Origin of the sequence: Sphingomonas endolithica, from assembly GCF_025231525.1 — a bacterium.
Classification (GTDB): Bacteria; Pseudomonadota; Alphaproteobacteria; order Sphingomonadales; family Sphingomonadaceae; genus Sphingomonas; species Sphingomonas endolithica.
This window is the reverse complement of record NZ_CP103057.1, coordinates 252,566-269,390: the sequence shown is the minus strand read 5'-3', so window position 1 is coordinate 269,390 and position 16,825 is coordinate 252,566. Positions and strand designations below refer to the sequence as shown.

The 16,825-nt window shown below is 64.4% G+C and carries 20 protein-coding genes; 5 read left to right on the top strand and 15 right to left on the bottom strand.

All coding sequences use genetic code 11. The annotated features are described in order from the left end of the window. Positions 1-24 precede the first annotated feature (24 nt). Entirely contained in the window at positions 25-966 is a 942-nt protein-coding gene (gene metF / locus NV382_RS01380; RefSeq protein ID WP_260598768.1) for a methylenetetrahydrofolate reductase [NAD(P)H], read from the bottom strand. After that, a complete protein-coding gene (locus NV382_RS01375) occupies positions 963-1,919 on the bottom strand; it encodes an ArsR/SmtB family transcription factor (RefSeq protein ID WP_260598767.1) in 957 nt (318 codons plus the stop codon). The genes metF and NV382_RS01375 overlap by 4 nt, the downstream gene beginning before the upstream one ends. Before the next feature lie 128 nt (positions 1,920-2,047). Between NV382_RS01375 and NV382_RS01370 the strand changes: the two genes are divergently transcribed. From NV382_RS01370 to NV382_RS01360, 3 genes are read left to right on the top strand one after another with little or no spacing between them, the layout of a single operon-like run. Next, positions 2,048-2,338 carry a hypothetical protein gene (locus NV382_RS01370; RefSeq protein ID WP_260598766.1) on the top strand — a complete coding sequence of 97 codons (291 nt, stop codon included), beginning with the start codon at positions 2,048-2,050 and terminating at the stop codon, positions 2,336-2,338. A gap of 23 nt (positions 2,339-2,361) precedes the next feature. Beyond that, positions 2,362-2,556, top strand: coding sequence for a hypothetical protein (locus NV382_RS01365; RefSeq protein ID WP_260598765.1), 195 nt, complete (start codon positions 2,362-2,364; stop codon positions 2,554-2,556). Beyond that, entirely contained in the window at positions 2,553-3,494 is a 942-nt protein-coding gene (locus NV382_RS01360; protein ID WP_260598764.1) for an aldo/keto reductase, read from the top strand. Before NV382_RS01365 ends, NV382_RS01360 begins: the two co-directional genes overlap by 4 nt. Before the next feature lie 50 nt (positions 3,495-3,544). Here NV382_RS01360 and NV382_RS01355 read toward each other — a convergent pair whose 3' ends face one another. The 8 genes from NV382_RS01355 to NV382_RS01320 form a co-directional block, all read right to left on the bottom strand. Next, complete coding sequence (locus NV382_RS01355; RefSeq protein ID WP_260598763.1) at positions 3,545-5,767, bottom strand: S9 family peptidase; 2,223 nt, start codon at positions 5,765-5,767, stop codon at positions 3,545-3,547. Positions 5,768-5,794: 27 nt separating this feature from the next. Then, a complete protein-coding gene (locus tag NV382_RS01350; RefSeq protein WP_260598762.1) occupies positions 5,795-7,234 on the bottom strand; it encodes a DUF418 domain-containing protein in 1,440 nt (479 codons plus the stop codon). 50 nt (positions 7,235-7,284) lie between these two features. Next, the gene (locus tag NV382_RS01345) at positions 7,285-7,848 is read right to left on the bottom strand and encodes a DNA-3-methyladenine glycosylase I (RefSeq protein WP_260598761.1); all 564 of its coding nucleotides are present in this window, start codon (positions 7,846-7,848) and stop codon (positions 7,285-7,287) included. A 32-nt stretch (positions 7,849-7,880) separates the two neighbouring features. Then, complete coding sequence (locus tag NV382_RS01340) at positions 7,881-8,618, bottom strand: energy transducer TonB (RefSeq protein WP_260598760.1); 738 nt, start codon at positions 8,616-8,618, stop codon at positions 7,881-7,883. Positions 8,619-8,876: 258 nt separating this feature from the next. After that, positions 8,877-9,266: a 50S ribosomal protein L19 gene (gene rplS / locus NV382_RS01335; protein WP_260598759.1), complete on the bottom strand. Its 390-nt coding sequence runs from the start codon at positions 9,264-9,266 to the stop codon at positions 8,877-8,879. A 1-nt stretch (position 9,267) separates the two neighbouring features. After that, positions 9,268-9,996, bottom strand: a complete 729-nt coding sequence (gene trmD, locus NV382_RS01330) for a tRNA (guanosine(37)-N1)-methyltransferase TrmD (protein ID WP_260598758.1) — start codon at positions 9,994-9,996, stop codon at positions 9,268-9,270. Beyond that, the gene (locus NV382_RS01325) at positions 9,993-10,370 is read right to left on the bottom strand and encodes a type II toxin-antitoxin system VapC family toxin (RefSeq protein WP_260598757.1); all 378 of its coding nucleotides are present in this window, start codon (positions 10,368-10,370) and stop codon (positions 9,993-9,995) included. Before NV382_RS01325 ends, trmD begins: the two co-directional genes overlap by 4 nt. Further along, complete coding sequence (locus NV382_RS01320; protein WP_260598756.1) at positions 10,367-10,642, bottom strand: AbrB/MazE/SpoVT family DNA-binding domain-containing protein; 276 nt, start codon at positions 10,640-10,642, stop codon at positions 10,367-10,369. Before NV382_RS01320 ends, NV382_RS01325 begins: the two co-directional genes overlap by 4 nt. A gap of 82 nt (positions 10,643-10,724) precedes the next feature. Here NV382_RS01320 and NV382_RS01315 point away from each other — a divergent pair, with 82 nt between their 5' ends. Further along, positions 10,725-11,630: an NAD(P)/FAD-dependent oxidoreductase gene (locus tag NV382_RS01315; protein WP_260598755.1), complete on the top strand. Its 906-nt coding sequence runs from the start codon at positions 10,725-10,727 to the stop codon at positions 11,628-11,630. On the opposite strand, the gene NV382_RS01310 is transcribed toward NV382_RS01315, so the two are convergent. From NV382_RS01310 to ffh, 5 genes are all read right to left on the bottom strand, one after another. Then, a complete protein-coding gene (locus NV382_RS01310; RefSeq protein ID WP_260598754.1) occupies positions 11,627-11,950 on the bottom strand; it encodes a DMT family transporter in 324 nt (107 codons plus the stop codon). The two genes, NV382_RS01315 and NV382_RS01310, sit on opposite strands and share 4 nt — an antisense overlap. Positions 11,951-12,005: 55 nt before the next feature. Then, a complete protein-coding gene (gene rimM / locus NV382_RS01305; RefSeq protein WP_260598753.1) occupies positions 12,006-12,518 on the bottom strand; it encodes a ribosome maturation factor RimM in 513 nt (170 codons plus the stop codon). Then, positions 12,481-12,606: a hypothetical protein gene (locus tag NV382_RS01300; RefSeq protein ID WP_260598752.1), complete on the bottom strand. Its 126-nt coding sequence runs from the start codon at positions 12,604-12,606 to the stop codon at positions 12,481-12,483. The genes rimM and NV382_RS01300 overlap by 38 nt, the downstream gene beginning before the upstream one ends. A 57-nt stretch (positions 12,607-12,663) precedes the next feature. After that, entirely contained in the window at positions 12,664-13,173 is a 510-nt protein-coding gene (gene rpsP, locus NV382_RS01295; protein ID WP_260598751.1) for a 30S ribosomal protein S16, read from the bottom strand. Between the two features lie 119 nt (positions 13,174-13,292). Continuing rightward, positions 13,293-14,807 carry a signal recognition particle protein gene (gene ffh, locus NV382_RS01290; protein ID WP_260598750.1) on the bottom strand — a complete coding sequence of 505 codons (1,515 nt, stop codon included), beginning with the start codon at positions 14,805-14,807 and terminating at the stop codon, positions 13,293-13,295. Between the two features lie 338 nt (positions 14,808-15,145). Here ffh and NV382_RS01285 point away from each other — a divergent pair, with 338 nt between their 5' ends. Then, positions 15,146-16,765 carry a putative bifunctional diguanylate cyclase/phosphodiesterase gene (locus NV382_RS01285; protein WP_260598749.1) on the top strand — a complete coding sequence of 540 codons (1,620 nt, stop codon included), beginning with the start codon at positions 15,146-15,148 and terminating at the stop codon, positions 16,763-16,765. Positions 16,766-16,825 lie beyond the last annotated feature (60 nt).

Below are 16,825 nucleotides of genomic sequence, written 5' to 3'. Positions count from 1 at the left end.
CCCCCGCCTTCGCGGGGGCACATTTTACGCCGCCTCGGCCTTCACCCCGGCCTGTGCCCTAACCCCCAGCATATGGCAGATCGCATAGGTCAGCTCGGCGCGGTTGAGCGTGTAGAAGTGGAACTCCTTCACCCCACCGGCATACAGCTTGCGGCACAACTCGGCCGCCAGCGTCGCCGCGATCAGTTGCCGCGCTGCGGGCAGATCGTCCAACCCCTCGAACAAGCGCGCCATCCACGCCGGCACGTCGGTGTTGCACATCGCCGCCATCCGCTTGACGCTGGCGAAATTGGTCACCGGCATGATGCCGGGCACCACCTCACCGTCGATGCCCGCTTTGGCCATCGCATCGCGGAAGCGGAAGAACGTCTCGGGCTGGAAAAAGAATTGCGTGATCCCGCGCGTCGCCCCGTTATCGAACTTGCGCTTGAGATTATCGAGATCGTGCGCCGCATGCGGCGAGTCCGGATGACATTCGGGATAGGCCGCAACCGAAATCTCGAACGGATGCAGCCTGCTGAGCCCCGCGACCAACGCCGCGGCATTCTCATAGCCACCGGGATGCTGCGCATAGGCCTGGCCGCTCGTCGGGCTGTCACCGCGGAGCGCAACGATATGCCGCACGCCGGCCGCCCAATATTCGCGCGCCACGTCGTCGATCTCGTCCTTGGTCGCCTCGACACAGGTCAGATGCGCCGCGGCCGACAGCGACGTCTCACGCTGGATGCGGGCCACCGTGGCATGCGTCCGCTCGCGCGTCGAACCGCCGGCGCCATAAGTCACGGAGACGAAGCGCGGGCCCAGGGGCTCGAGCGTCTTGACCGACTCCCACAGCGTCTCTTCCATCTTCTCGGTCTTGGGTGGGAAGAACTCGAACGAAACCGCCGCGTCGCCCGCCAGATCGGCGAACAGGGGGGCATCCAAAGCGCGCCGCGCCTCTTCCAGTTGCGAAACCGAGATCGTCATGCCGCCCGTACCTCATGCAATTGCTCGGCGCCTTTACGCGCGAGCCATAATTTTACCGTGAGCTCGCCGCCCTCCAGCGTCTCCGTCCGCGCCGACATCAGCCCGGCGGCGGCGAACCAGGCGGCGATCTGCTCGTCCGAGAACCCCAGCCGGGTATGCGCATCCCGTGCGCGAAGTTCTTCGCGATCGTGCGCTGCGAAATCGGCGATTAGCAGCCGACCACCCGGGCTCAGCACGCGCGCCGCCTCGGCGATCGCCGCGCCCGGCTGCTGCGCAAAGTGCAGCACGTGATGGATGATCGCCGCATCCGCCGCGCCGTCGCCGAGCGGCAGCGCGTACAGATCGGCCTGGCGCAGTTCTGCCTCTACCCCGCGTTCGGACAATTTCGCGCGCGCCAGGCGCAACATTTCCGAGCTGCGATCGATGCCGAGCGCCTGCCTGGCCTTGCCGCCGAACAATTCCAGCATCCGCCCGGTGCCGGTACCGATGTCGATCAGCTGCCCGATCGGCAAATCGCCAAGAACCTCGGCGATCGCCGCCTCGACCTGCTCCTCCGCGACATGCAGCGAGCGAATGGCATCCCATTGCCCGGCATTGGCCTCGAACCAGCCTGCCGCCGAAGACGCGCGATCCGCCCGCACTGCGGCTAGCCGCGCCGCATCCGCCACTGCCCAGTGATCGGCCTCGATCAGGTTCCACGCATCCAAAGCCGCAACCACGGGGGCCACCTTGCCCTCGCCGCCTAGGCCGACGAACACCCAGCTGCCCTCCTTGCGCCGCTCGGCAAGCCCTGCGTCGCACAGGATCTTCACATGGCGGCTCACGCGCGGCTGGCTCTGCCCGAGCACCTGCGCCAGCTCGCCGACGGACAGCTCCATCGAACGCAGCAGCGCCAGGATGCGAAGCCGCGTCGCATCGGCAAGGGCGCGAAATATATCGAGGGCTACAGTCATCGCCGAGGAGATATAAAGATATCTTTATATGAGGTCAACGCACGATGGTTGCGAACCCATTTTCGTCTCGCTAGCGTTGGCGGCGAACGATCACCTGACAATTACGTCGTCTTTTTGAGGAGAAACCCATGAAGAAGTTCATCGCCCCCGCCCTGGTTGCCGCTGGCGCGGCGTCGCTCGCCGCCTGCTCGCCCGCCGCGCAGAACGAAACCGCACAGGCTGCCGATACGGTGAGCGCGGACGCCAATGCGACGTTCGGCGAAGCAATCAACGATACCGATGCCGCTGCGGATCGCGCGTTCGGGTCGGCCGAAGCGACGATGGACAACAGCGCCGCCGCGATCGGCAACGCCGCCGACGATGCCGCCGACACGACCGGCGCTGCGTTGAAAGACGCCGGCAACGCGATCAAGAACTGAGTTCGGGCGGGAGGGGAATGCGCATGACGATCAAGCCCGCGGCTGTCGTGGTCGCGCTTCTCCTCCTTGCCGCCTGCGGCTCGACCGACGACGCGCCGGGCGCGGTCAGCCAGAGCGAGCAGCAGCAATTGAACGACGCCGCCGCGTCGCTCGATGCGAATAGCGTCGATGCCAATGCCGTCAGCCTGGACGGTGAAAACGAGAGCCAGCCACAATGACCCATCTCCGCCGCCTCGGCGCAACCGATCTCCACATCGCGCCGCTGGTGCTTGGTGGCAATGTGTTCGGCTGGACCGCCGATCGCGACGCCAGCTTCGCCGTGCTCGACGCGTTCGTCGCCGGCGGGGGCACGCTGATCGATACGGCGGACGTCTATTCCGCGTGGATCCCCGGCCATCAGGGCGGTGAATCCGAAAGTATGATCGGGGAATGGCTCAGTGCCAACGGCAAACGCGCCGACGTACTGATCGCCACCAAGGTTGGCATGCTGGGCGAGGAGAAGCTCGCACCGGCACATATCGCCGCGGCCTGCGATGCGTCGCTCCAGCGGCTCGGCATCGACACGATCGATCTTTATTTCGCGCACCAGGATGACGATACCGTTGCCCAGGAAGACGCGCTTGCCGCGTTCGGCAAGCTGATCGACGCGGGCAAGATCCGGGCGCTCGGCGCATCCAACTTCCATGCCACGCGGCTGAAATCCGCCAATGATGCGGCCAAGGCGCATGGTCTGCCGCACTACCATGTGCTGCAGCCCGAATATAATCTCGTCAGCCGCCACAAGTTCGAAGGCGAGCTGCAGAATTACTGCGTGACCAACAATATCGGCGTAGTGCCCTATTATGGGCTCGCTTCGGGGTTCCTGACCGGCAAATATCGCTCCGCCGACGATCTTGGAAAGAGCGTGCGTGGCGGGCGGATGAGCGCGTTGCTGGAAGGCAGCGGCAAGGACGTGCTCGCGGCAATGGACGGCGTCGCGGCGGAGACTGGTGCCAGCCTGGCGCAGATCGCGCTCGCGTGGCTGGCCGCGCAACCGGGCGTCACGGCGCCGATCGCGAGTGCGACGAGCGTGGCGCAGGTGGAAGATCTGCTCGGCGCGATGACGCTGGAGTTGAGCGCCGATCAGCTTGAGCAGCTAAGCACGGCCGGCGCCTGACCTCACATCCGTCATCCTGACTTCAGTCAGGATGACGGATGTGAGGAAAGCTACTTCTCCAGGCGGCGGTCATAGAAGTCCAGGATCGCCGTCCACAGATGCTCGCCGACCTGCGGCCCCGACACGCGGTGCGTGAAGCCGGGATAGAACATCATCTCGAATGGCGTCGCCGCGGCTTGTAGCCGGGCCGCCAGTGCGGTCGAATTCTCGAAGAACACGTTGTCGTCGGACATGCCGTGGATCAGCAGCAGCGGATCGCTGATCTTGGGCGCGTCGATCAGCGCGCTCGATGCCGCGTAGGCGGCTGCATCCTTCTTCGGATCGCCCATGTAGCGCTCGGTATAATGCGTGTCGTACAATTCCCACTTCGTCACCGGCGCACCCGCCACGCCCGCAGCGAACGTCCCCGGTGCCGCCTCCAGCATCTTGAGCGTCATGTAGCCGCCATAGGACCAGCCATAGGTGACGATCTTGTCCGGCGCGACGAACGGTTGCTGCTTCAGCCACTTGGCGCCGAGCAGCTGATCCTCGACCTCCACCGCGCCGGCAGCGCGATACAGCTGGCTCTCGAAAGCGACGCCGCGATTGGCCGATCCGCGATTGTCGATCATGAACACGATATAGCCGCGGCTCACCAGATATTGGTGCAGCGGCGAACCCCAGTTGCGGCTGACGGTCTGCGAATGCGGGCCGCCATAATGTTCGAAGAATACGGGGTAACGCTTGCCGGGTTCCAGTGGGGGCGTGATCATCTCCCAATATAGCGTCGAGCCATCGGCCGCCTTCAGCGTGCCGAACTTCGTCGATTGATGGTGGGTGACGAAGGAAAAATAAGGGTGGCCGGCGACCAGCGCATTCTGGTTTACCCAGGACAGCCGCTTGCCCGCCGCATCCGCGAGGTACACCTGTGTCGGCTGATCGGGATTGGAACGTGAAACGATCATCCGCGTCGCCGCACCATCCATCGTCGCACCGTTCCACCAGCCCGGCTCGGTCAAGCGCGTGACGACGTTCGGATGCGCGATGTCCACGCTGTAGAGATGCTTCTCCAGCACGCCATCCTTGTTGCCGGTGAAGAAGATCCGTCCCTTGGCCTGATCGACGCCGGCGAGATCGTTCACCACCCACGCGCCCTTGGTCAATTGCGTCCACTTGGCCCCGCTCAGCCGGTAGAGGTGCGCATAGCCGTCACGCTCCGATGACCAGATAAGGCTGCCGTCGTCGAGCAGGCGATAGGCGTCGGTCAGGTTGACCCAGCTGTTGCGCCGGGCTTTCTCGGTAAACAGGATCGTCGATCTACCGGTCGCGGGATCGACCTTGAGCATGTCGAGCACGGTCTGCGAGCGGTTCTGCCGCTGCACCAGCAAGGCCTTGCCGTCCGGCGCCCAATCGACGCGCGCCAAATATATGTCGCGCTCGCTGCCCAGATCGACCTTCACCCTGCCCGTCCCGTCCGGCTTCATCACGTACAGGTCGACCAGGACGTTGGGCTTGCCCGCCGCTGGGTAGCGCTGATCGTATGTCTTGGTCCCTTCCGCGCCGATCGCCGCACGCGTGGCGATGCCGACCGGTGCCTCGTCGAACCGCTCCACGGCGATCATCCGGTCACCGGGTGACCACCAATAGCCGGTGCGCCGATCCATTTCCTCCTGTGCGACGAACTCCGCCTCGCCCCAATGCACCGTCTCTCGACCATCATCGGTCACGGTCCGCGGCGCACCGCCAAGCGGTTGCACGACCAGGTTCTGATCCCGCACATACGACACAAAGCCGCCGCCCGGGCTGATCTTGGGATTGAGTGCACCGCCGACATTCTGCGTCAGCCGCGTGACGGTGCCGTCGAGCCCGGCGAGATACAAATCGCCATCGATCGGCACGAGGATGGTCTTCCCGTCGGGTGACCATTCATAGGAGACGATGCCGGTCTTGCCGCTGATGCTGCGATCGCGCTCGCGCTGCATCTTTTCGGCTTCGGAGAGTTCCGCGCCGCTGCCGACCTTCTTGGAATCGATCAGCATCCGCTCCTGCCCGGTACGGGTATCGAGCGCCCATAAATCAAAGCGTTGCTTCTCGTCGGCGCGCGGCCGAAGCGAGGTCAGCAAAGTGCCGTCGGGCGACAGCTTGAGCGACTGCGGCTGCGCGCCGGAGAGATCGGGCGAGCCGAACACGCGTTTCAGCGTGAGCTGACTTGGCGCGGACACGCGATCAGCGGCCAAGGCGGGGGTACCCGCGCAGGCCAGCATTGCCCCCGCCAGAAGCCATGATTTCGTCATCTTTCATCTCCGTCCCGACCCGCGGTTTCACGCGGCAGCTATACCGCCGGCCGAGGAATTGTCGCTCACTATCGGCCGCCGACGCCACGGCAGCGCCCGGCGTGCGACGAGCGAGCGCCATGCCCATTCGACCGGGGCGATCGCAAAATGCCGCAGCCACATATTGGCTAACCAAAGCAGGGCAATGTCGATCGCCAGCGCGGTCAGCATCATCACCGCCCAGCCGGTCTTACCATACAGGCCAAGCGCGAACGGCGGATACAGGATCCACAGGCAGATGATCGTCTGCAGCACATAGAGCGTCAGCGCCGCCCGCCCCGCGGCCACGAACGGCCGCAGCAAGGCCGCGCCACCAATGCTCATGATCATGAGATTGACCAGGCCGATATGGCCGAATGTGGTCGCCAGCCGCAGCACCTCGCTAGCGGCGTCGATCAGGTGCGGCTGATCGTCGAAGCGAGTCGCCCAATAGGCGCCGATGGCGCGTCCGCTCAGGCCGACGGCATAGGCCATAACCGCCATCACCGCATAGAAACGCCGCGACCGCCGACCTTGGATGATGCCCCATTTGAACAAGGCAGCACCGATCAGCATCGTCCCTGCGGCCTCCCAGACGAACAATGGTTCGAGCATCACGCTGTCACCGATCCCGTCCGCCACGCCCCAGATGAACAAGATACCGGTCCGGGCATCTTGGGCCCAACTGCCAAAAGTGCCGGTGGCGGCGGAGCGATGCCGGTCCTCGCGCGAAATGCGGCGTTTCTGGTCGTTCTTCTGCTTCAGCCCTTCCGCCCTGCGCTGGGCGAAAGTCTCCACTTTGCTCTTCTCCATGGGCGTAAGCTTCTCGCCCGCGGCAAGCCTGGCCTCTAGTGCCGGAACCTCGATGCGCGCCTGCTGCGCCATATGGACGCCGATGCCGCCGCCGAGCAGTTGCAGCATCGCCATGACCAGTCCGAGCATAAGCAATGCCCTGGGCTCAAGCCGGCGAAACAGGAAAGCGACCATCGCGGCGATGCCGTAGGTGTGCAGGATGTCGCCGGGCCAGAGCAGGATAAATAGGTGCACCAAACCAAACAGGAACAGCACGACATTGCGCCAATAATAGGCACGCAAGACGCGTAGCGGGCCAAACAGCGTGTCGGCGGCGACGCTCAGGAAGCTGGGATAGTCCGGCGGCGGCGCCAGCTTTGCCGCCGCACGCTCGGTCAGGATCACCATGCCGACGCCGAACAGCATCTCCAGCAGGCAGCGCGCCGTGCCATCGGCCAACACCTCGCGCAGCCACCAGGCGATTTGATCCGCGGTCGTCCAGCCGAGGTGGCGGATATCCGTGGATGACGCCCAGAACGATCCGCCCATGTCGTTGATGTTCATGAACAGGATGCCGAGGATGGCGATCCCGCGCAGGATGTCCAGCGTGGCGATGCGCGGGGCGCCGTCGGGCTCGGTGGTGGTCACCATATTCATCGGTAGCGTGATGGCGGCACGCCGCGGTCTGGAACAGTGATTTTTATAGTTCAGGCTGGCATCTCATTGCTGCGGTGCCGCCAGCACGTCGCGAGATGATCGTCGACCACACCACACGCCTCCAGCCAGGCATAGACGATCACCGGCCCGACGAACTTGAACCCGCGGTTCTTGAGTGCCTTGGACATGTCCTCGGACAGCGGCGACTTGACCGGCACGTGCACGCCATCACCGACGACCGGCGCGCCACCCGCCATCCCCCACACGAACTCCGCGAAATCCTCGCCAGCCGCCTGCATTGCGAGATAGGCGCGGGCATTGCCAATCGTGGCGACGATCTTCGCGCGCGATCGGATGATACGCTCGTCGACCACCAGCCGGTCAATACCCGCCTCGTCGTACTCGACAACCTTTTCCGGATCGAACCCGGCGAACACCTCGCGAAAGGCATCGCGCTTCTTGAGGATGATGCTCCACGACAAGCCGGCCTGGAAGCCGTCGAGCTGCAGCTTCTCCCACAAGGCTCGCGAATCGCGTTCGGGCACGCCCCATTCGGTGTCGTGATAGGCGCGCATCATGTCCGAGCTTTCGGCCCAGGGGCAACGGTTCCGCATGCACGCAAGCCTATACCGCAAGCCTGCCAGGCTCAATCGTTGAGCTCGTTGATCCAGCTGTAATCGTGCACCAGCACCGATGCCACCGGCCGGCCATCCTCATCAAGCGACGGTTTAAAGCGGAAGCGCAGCTCGATCAGTTCGCAGGTGCGGACGTCGAGCGCACGGCTGCCGCTGGAGCGCATGATCCGGCATTGGGTCGCGCGTCCGGTCGCTGTCACCACGTACCGCACCCCCACGGTGCCACCGATGCCGGCGTCGGACAGGTCGCTGGGATAGTCGCCGCGCTTCATGCCCTTGGTCTGCCGCGGGGGGATTTCGCGACCGCCATCGCCGTCGCCATCGCCATAGCGCCCGCTACCCGTCCCATTGCCGATGCCGCCGCTTCCCGTACCGGGGCCGCGCACCTCGGCGTTGCCCGACGTCGACTGGTTGCCGATGCCCGGTTTTTCGGCAGCGACGATCGTCGGCGGCACCGGTGGCGGGACGATTGGCGGTGGAGCGACGAGCTCGGTCGCCTTGGAGCGCAGGTTCGGTGGCGATGCGGCGCCTTCGGCCTTCTTGCTCACCACGCGGTGCGGCTTGATCTTTTCAGGGGGCGGCGGTGGCGGTGCAGGAAGGACTGTGAAGGTCTCGAGCGTTTCGTTGACAGCTTGTGGGAAACCAACCGCCAGGCCGGCGATCAGGGCATAGCCGATGATCGCCTGCAGCGTGATCGCGATGAGCGCGCCGCGTACGCGATCGGCGCGCGATGATTGAACGAATGCCATCCTTGCCTTCCTGCCGGCTGAACGCGGCGGAAGCTATTAGGGTGCAGCAGATGAACCCGCGCCAACCGTCACCCCGGACTCGTTCCGGGGTCCACCACGCCGCTTATTCCGACGACCGAAAGCAGAACGCCGACCCTGCGGCACCGTAACCCGGGAACAAGTCCGGGGTGCCCGTTGGGATATCATCACCGCCCAAAACGCAAAAGGGCGCGGAGACCATCGTCTCCGCGCCCTGTCGCCAGCTCAATACCGGTTCGATTACTCGGCGGCGGTTGTCTTGGCCGGGCGCGTGTCGCGGCGCTCGGCGATACGCGCCGACTTGCCGGTGCGTCCACGCAGGTAATACAGCTTGGCGCGACGCACGGCGCCCTTGCGGACGACTTCGATGCTGTCGATGTTCGGCGAGTAGAGCGGGAACACGCGCTCGACGCCTTCACCGAAGCTGATCTTGCGCACGGTGAAGTTGCTGCCCATGCCCTTGTTCGAACGCGCGATGCACACGCCTTCGTAGTTCTGGACGCGGGTACGCTCGCCTTCGACCACCTTCACGCCGACCTTCAGCGTGTCGCCGGGGCGGAATTCCGGGATTTTCTTCGTCTCGAGAAACTTGGCGATGTTCTCGGCTTCGATCGTCTGGATGAGATTCATCTCATTCGTCCTTCTTCTGTCGCGCGCCAGAGGGCGACTGGACCCGAGCACCGATATGGCGCTCCCAAAGATCCGGCCGCCTTAGCCGTGTGTCGGTCTCGGCCATCGACTTTCGCCAGCCTGAGATCCTCGCATGATCCCCCGATCGCAACACTTGCGGGATCGTGCGCCCTTCCCATTCTACTGGTCGGGTGTACTGCGGGTATTCGAGCATGCCTCCTTCGAAGCTCTCGTCCACGCCGCTAGAAGCCGCGCCCATTACGCCGGGAAGCAGCCGAATGCAAGCGTCGAGCAGCACCAAGGCACCCATCTCGCCGCCGGATAGGATATAGTCGCCGATCGATACTTCCTCGACCTGCCGGCCTTCGAAGATGCGTTCGTCAAAGCCTTCAAAACGACCGCACAGGATGGTGACGCCCGGACCGTGCGCCAACGCGCGCACCCGCGCCTGCGTCAGCGGGGCACCTCGGGGGGTCATGGCGAGGATCGGAGCCCCGGAGGACACGCTGTCGATCGCGGCCGCCAGCACATCGGCGCGCAATACCATCCCTGCCCCGCCCCCGGCCGGCGTGCCGTCGACGGTGCTGTGCTTGTCGGTCGCAAAATCGCGAATGTTGACCGCGTCGAGCGACCACTTCCCCTCCCCCAACGCCCGCCCGGCGAGCGAGGTACCGAGCGGCCCGGGAAACATGTCGGGATAGAGCGTCAGGACGGTAGCGGCGAAGGTCATAAAGTCCAGTTCTCGACATTCAGGCCAGGCACGTCGGCAAAATCGTCTGCATTGTTGGTGACGATGATCGCGCCAAGGCTGAGGGCGTGCGCCGCCAACAGCCGATCGAAGCGCGCACGCTTGAACGGCAGCCCTGCATAGGCGCGGGCGGCGCCCTCGTCGAAGGCCATGATCGGGATCACCCGGGTAAAGGCATCCAGTACTTCAGGCGTCGGGGGTTTGCCCACGAAGGTGCCAACGGCGATCTCTGCAAAGCTGATAGCAGAGATCGCCACGTCGCCGGGATAGCAGGCGGCCAGTCTGTCATTTAGCCGTGAGCGTAATCCCGCCATTGCGTAAATAGCCATATCCGCGTCGATGAGGAATTTGGTCACGCGTCGCGTTCTGCCAGCCGCTTTGCAGTCGTGCTGGGCCGCTCATCAAAGTCGCCATGCGGGATCAGCTTTGCGCCCGGGGCCTTTCCCGCAAATCCGCTAATGTCGATCGTGCGCCGCGGCGCATCGACCGCTTCGACCCTGAACGACATAGGCGCGTCTTTGACCATGCGGACCTCGGTGCCTTCCGGAATGCCCATGCCCTTGGGCAGCCGCAAGGCAACGGAGTTGCCCGACTTGAATGTGGTTCCGCGATAAGCGTCGTCGTCCATACCATCCTCCGTATACACGGAATGTATATACGCCTGATTGCCGTGTCAAGGAACAACGCCCCGCGCCGCGCGTAGCGCGATCATGGACGATTGCATCATTATCGGGGCCGGCCCGGCCGGGCTCACCGCCGCTATCTATCTCGCACGGTTTCACCTTTCCATCCGACTGTTCGATTGCGGTAGCAGTCGCGCGGCGTTGATCCCGTGCACGCACAATCACGCTGGCTATCCCGCAGGCGTGAAAGGCACCGAATTGCTGCGGCTGATGCTGGAACAGGCCGAGAAGTATGGCGCGACGCGCGAACAGGCGGAGGTCACCGCGATCCTGCCGGTCGAGGGCGGGTTCGAGGTTCATATCGGCGATCGCATCGTCCAGGCACGTACCGTTTTATTGGCAACCGGCGTGGTCAACAACCGGCCGAAGATGGATGACGCAGAGCATGACGCGGCGCTCGAGCGTGGATTGCTACGGTATTGCCCGATCTGCGACGGCTATGAAGTAACCGACAAGCGTGTCGGGGTGATCGGCACCGGCGATCATGGCATGCGCGAGGCGATCTTCCTGCGCGGATATACGAGCGACGTGACGCTGATCGCGCCAGGCGCGGCGCATGAGTTGGACGACACCTGTCGCGCAAAGCTGGACGATGCAGGGATCGTGCATGTCGATGGGCCGTGCACGCCGATCCAGATTGCGGGTGATCAGATCTCGGTGACGACCCCGGGTGGTATGCTGGAATTCGACAGCATCTACCCGGCACTGGGTTCGGTGATCCGGTCCAAGCTGGCGGTTGCCGCTGGTGCCAACGCGTCGGAGGATGGGTGCCTAGAAGTGGACGAACACCAGCGCACGAGTATCCCCGGCCTGTTCGCGGCGGGCGATGTGGTGAAAGGGCTCGACCAGATCAGTCACGCAATGGGCGAAGCTGGCGTGGCCGCGACGACGATCCGTAACTTGCTGGCGGAGCAACGCCCGATCAGGCGTTAACTGGTGGTCGTCAGTCGCAACCCCACGGCGCCGACCAGCACCAATGCGATGCACAGCACTTGAACCATCCCGAGGCGCTCGCCGAATATCACGAGCCCCAGCAACGCCGCAGCGACGATGCCCACGCCAGCCCAGACGGCGTAGATGACGCCGATCGGCAGCACCTTCATGGCCGGAGACAGCGCCCAGAAGCATGCCGAGTAGCACGCGATCGAGAGTAGCCCCCAATGCCATTTGGCAAAGCCGTCGGATAATCTAAGTAAAAACGTGCCTGTAACTTCCAGCGCGATGGCAGCGGCAACAAACAGCCAGGCACTCATCCTAAAGAACTCCGCGCATCACGACGATCAAGAATGACGTAGGTCTTGCGGGGCGTCAAACAATCCACGCCGGATCGACCAGCATACGATCGCCGTTCCAGTCGGGCACGGCCTCACCGTTCATCGGCACCATGAAGCGCTTGCCTGTAGGTCGTTCGACCTCGATCACATCGCCCGCGCCGAAATCATCTATGGCGACGACGGCGCCGAGTGCCTCGCCGTCCGTAGATATGACGGGCAAGCCGAGCAGGTCGGTGTGATAGTATTCCCCGTCTTCCAGCGGCGGCAAGGCGGAACGGGGAACGGTGAGTTCCATGCCGCGCATCGCTTCGGCGGCATTGCGGTCAGTCACTTCGGCAATGCGGGCGATCGTCCCGTTGCTGCCGTGGCGCGTGGATTTCAGCGTCAGCGCGCCGCCATTGAAGATCTTGTAGCTGCCAAGATCGTCGCTGAACACTTTCAGCCGGACTTCCCCGGCCACACCGTGCGCGCCGATCACGACCGCGAGCGTAACCGGCGCATCTGCCCGGTCAACCGGTGGCTGAGCCGTCGTTTTCGGCGGGAGCATCGTCTGATCCTTCGGCGGGATCGGTGGCGGAGACGCCCTGGTTGTCGGCGTCGTCGTCATCGGTTGGTTCTGGATCGACGATGGGCATCACGCACTCCTGCACTGTTGAAGGTGCTGGAACGCGCGATGCCCATGTTGGTGCCGTTTAGGCTTGGGTCGTCGGTTCGGCGTCGGTCGCTTCGGCGACGGCATCGCCTTCGGCGGTCGGCGTCTCGGTCGCTGCTTCGACTTCCGCTGCCATCACGGCTTCGGTCTCGGCCTGAGCTTCAGGCTCTGGTGCCGGCTGCGCAGCGGCTTCCGCCGCGGCGGCGGCAGCAGCCTCGGCCTTGGTCGCACGCTCGTCGGCGCGCTCGACGGCCTTCTCGCCCGGCTTGCCCTTGTTCGGGTTGCTGCGCGCAGCACGTTCCTTGACGCCGGCGGCATCCAGGAAGCGGGCGACACGATCGGTCGGCTGGGCGCCGACACTCAGCCAATGCTTGGCACGATCGCCATCGAGCACGATGCGCTTCTCGTCGTCCTTGGCGAGCAGCGGGTTATACGTGCCGATCTTCTCGATGAACTTGCCGTCGCGCGGCGCGCGGGCATCGGCCACGACGATCTTGTAGTACGGACGCTTCTTGGAACCGCCACGGGTAAGGCGAATGCTGACTGCCATGATATTCTTCCTTCGTTGATTTCGTCACCCCAGCGCAGGCTGGAGTATTTTGGTTGTTAATGGAGCGCCCTTGCCGCTTGAGATCCAGCCTTCGCTGGGATGACGCTTCGGGTGCGGAGTTATTTCTTTAGAAGCTTGTCGAAGCCGGGGGGTAGCTTGGCGTTGCCCCCGCCGAGACCGGGAAGCCCGCCGCCGCCGGCGCCGCCGAGCAAGCCGCCAAGGCCCCCTAGACCGCCGGCACCACCCATGCCGCCATCCCCGCCGCCGCCCATGCCGCCCTTGCCAAACATGGCGCCCAGGCCCTTCAATCCGCCCATCTTGCGGATCTTCTTCATCGCCGATGCCATTTCCATGTGCATCTTGAGCAATTTGTTGACGTCCTGCACGGTCGTGCCGCTGCCCTTGGCGATGCGGATCTTGCGCTTGGCGTTGATCAGCTCGGGCTTGGTGCGCTCCTTCTTGGTCATCGAGGTAATCATCGCGTCCATGCGCAGCAGGATCTTCTCGTCGACATTGCCCGCGGCCATCGCCTGTTGGGCTTTCTTCATGCCTGGGATCATGCCCGCCAGCGCGCCCAGGCCGCCCATGCGGCGCATCTGCCCCAGTTGGGCGCGCAGGTCGTCCATGTCGAACTGACCCTTGGCCATCTTGGCGGCCATCGCCTCGGCTTCGCCCTGCTGCACCGCTTCCGCCGCACGCTCGACCAGCCCGACCACGTCGCCCATGCCCAGGATCCGGCCGGCAACACGCCCCGGATGGAATGCCTCCAGTGCCTCGAGCTTCTCGCCGACACCGGCGAACTTGATCGGCTTGCCGGTGACGGCACGCATCGACAGCGCGGCACCACCACGCGCATCGCCGTCCATGCGCGTCAGCACGACGCCGGTCAGTGGCACCTGTTCCGAGAAATTCTGCGCGACGTTGACCGCATCCTGCCCGGTCAGCGCATCGACGACGAGCAGGATTTCCGCGGGCTGCGCGACATCGGCGACGGCGCGCATCTCGTCCATGAGCGCCTGATCGACGTGCAGGCGGCCCGCCGTATCAAGCATCAGCACGTCATAGCCCTGCAGGCGCGCGGCCTGCAGCGCACGGCGCGCAATATCCACCGGCTGCTGCCCGGCGACGATCGGCAGCGTCTGCACGTCGGCCTGCGTGCCCAACACGGCAAGCTGTTCCTGCGCATTGGGGCGATTGACGTCGAGCGACGCCATCAGCACCTTCTTGCGCTCGCGCCCGCCGCGGCCACCGCTCAGGCGCAGCGCGATCTTGGCGGTGGTCGTGGTCTTGCCCGAGCCCTGCAGGCCGACCATCATGATCACCGCCGGCGGCGTGACGCCCAGTTCGAGTTCGGCCGCGTCGACATTCTCGCCACCGAGCATCTCGACCAGCGCGTCGTTGACGATCTTGACGACCTGCTGCCCCGGCGTGACGGACCGCAGCACGTTCTGGCCGACCGCCTGCTCGGTCACCTTGTCGACGAAATCGCGTGCCACGGGCAGCGCGACGTCGGCTTCGAGCAAGGCAACGCGCACTTCGCGCATCGCCGCGCGCACGTCCGCCTCGGTCAGCGCACCGCGGCCGCGCAACCGATCGAACACACCGCCAAGGCGATCACTCAGGCTATCGAACAATCCAAAACCTTTCCTTGCGACCGATGCGCCCCGGGCTAAACGCAAAACACGCCGGCGGACGAAACCTCGTCGGCCGGCGTAGCCCTTGGGCTGCCTTTGCGCTTCGTCCGAGACGAGCGATCGGGTGGGTTGCTAGCGGAAGCAGGGGTGGAATGCAACCGTCGAAGAGGGTGTCAGCCACCTCGGCAACCTCGGGCTTGTTCAGGCATGAAAGCTCGGTGTTGGACAAGCGCATGGCCTGAACGCCTACCCCGTACAAGGCCCGACACGCCTTAACTCGATTTACACCTGCGTTATGGCACTGGGTCCGCTTCGATCAAACCCAAGGCCCGCAACGCATGACGCTGGATGGCGACGACCTCACTCTATCTCCGGGGACGGGGCGTGGAACGCTGCTCAACGACGCGATCACCTTTGCGGCGATCCTGCTCTTCGTCGGTATCGCCAGCGTCGTCCTCTCCCTCTCGTTGCAAGCCTATTCAGGGAATGGCGAGAGGGTCAATCACACGTTGGTGGTGGCACTGCTGCTCAATGTGGCACTCATCCTGTTCGGCTGGCGTCGTCACCGCGATCTGTCGCAGCAAGTGACGGTGCGTACCGCCGCCGAGGAACGGGCGCATTCCCTGGCCTCGAAGGATCCGCTGACCGGCTTCCTCAACCGACGCAGCCTGGCCGAAGAAGGCGCAGCGATGTTCGTGCGCGCGGAGAAACGCCGCAAGGCGATGGCGCTGATCATGCTCGATCTCGACCATTTCAAGACCGTCAACGACATGCACGGCCATGCCACGGGCGATGCGCTGCTGAAGCTTGTCGCGGCCGATATAGCAGATGCCATGCCGGCCATCGCACTGACCGCGCGTCTGGGCGGCGACGAATTCGCCTGTGCTTTCCTGTTCGATGCCGAGCATCCCGATACGGTCGAGCGGGTCGCCGAGCGCCTGGTCAGCCGTCTTGCCCGGCCGCTGCACGTAAATGGGTTGCAGCTGCATATCTCGGCAACGATCGGCATTGCTCGGTCCGATTTCGACTGCAGCAGCATCGATGCGCTCATGCGCGCGGCGGATATCGCGATGTATGCGGCCAAGAATGCCGGTCGCAACCGCTATGCCTGGTTCGACCGATCGATGGAACGCGATCTGCAAGCGCGCAGCGACCTGGAAAGCGGGCTGCGCTTGGCGATTCCACGCTGCGAGATCGTGCCATATTTCGAGCAGCAGGTCGATCTCGCCACCGGTCGGCTGACCGGTTTCGAGGTCCTGGCGCGCTGGGAACATCCGACGCGCGGCCTGATCGGACCGGACACCTTCATCCCGATCGCCGAACAGACCGGCATGATCGCCGAGATGTCACTGTCGATCATGCGGCAGGCATTCCTGGCCGCCAAGGATTGGGATGCGCGGCTGTCGGTCTCGGTCAACATCTCGCCATGGCAGTTGAAGGATGCGTGGCTGTCGCAAAAGATTATCAAGGTGCTGACGGAAACCGGCTTCCCGGCCAGCCGGCTGGAGATCGAGATCACCGAAAGCTCGCTATTCGACAATTTGGCGCTGGCGCAATCGATCGTCGGCAGCCTCAAGAACCAGGGCATCGCGATCGCGCTGGACGATTTCGGCACCGGCTATTCGTCGCTCGCCCATCTGCGCGCGCTGCCGTTCGATCGGATCAAGATCGACAAGAGCTTCATCATGTCGATCGCCGAGAATGCGGAGAGCGCAGCGATCGTCAACGCCATCACGCGGCTCGGCGAAAGCCTGAACCTGCCGATCACGGCGGAGGGGATCGAGGATGCGCGGATCGAGGAACGCCTGCGCGCGCTGGGCTGTGCCAAGGGTCAGGGATATCTGTATGGGCAACCGCTGAGTGCGATCAACGTCCGCCGCCTGCTGGCCGAGAAGCGCCTGCTGCGGGTCGTGCCGAGCGAGCGGGCGTCGGCCACCGTGGCACGCGCCGTCGGCTGAACGATCAGGCGCTGGCATCAACAGGCCCCTCGCGTCGTAGACTTCGCGGCGGTTCGCAAC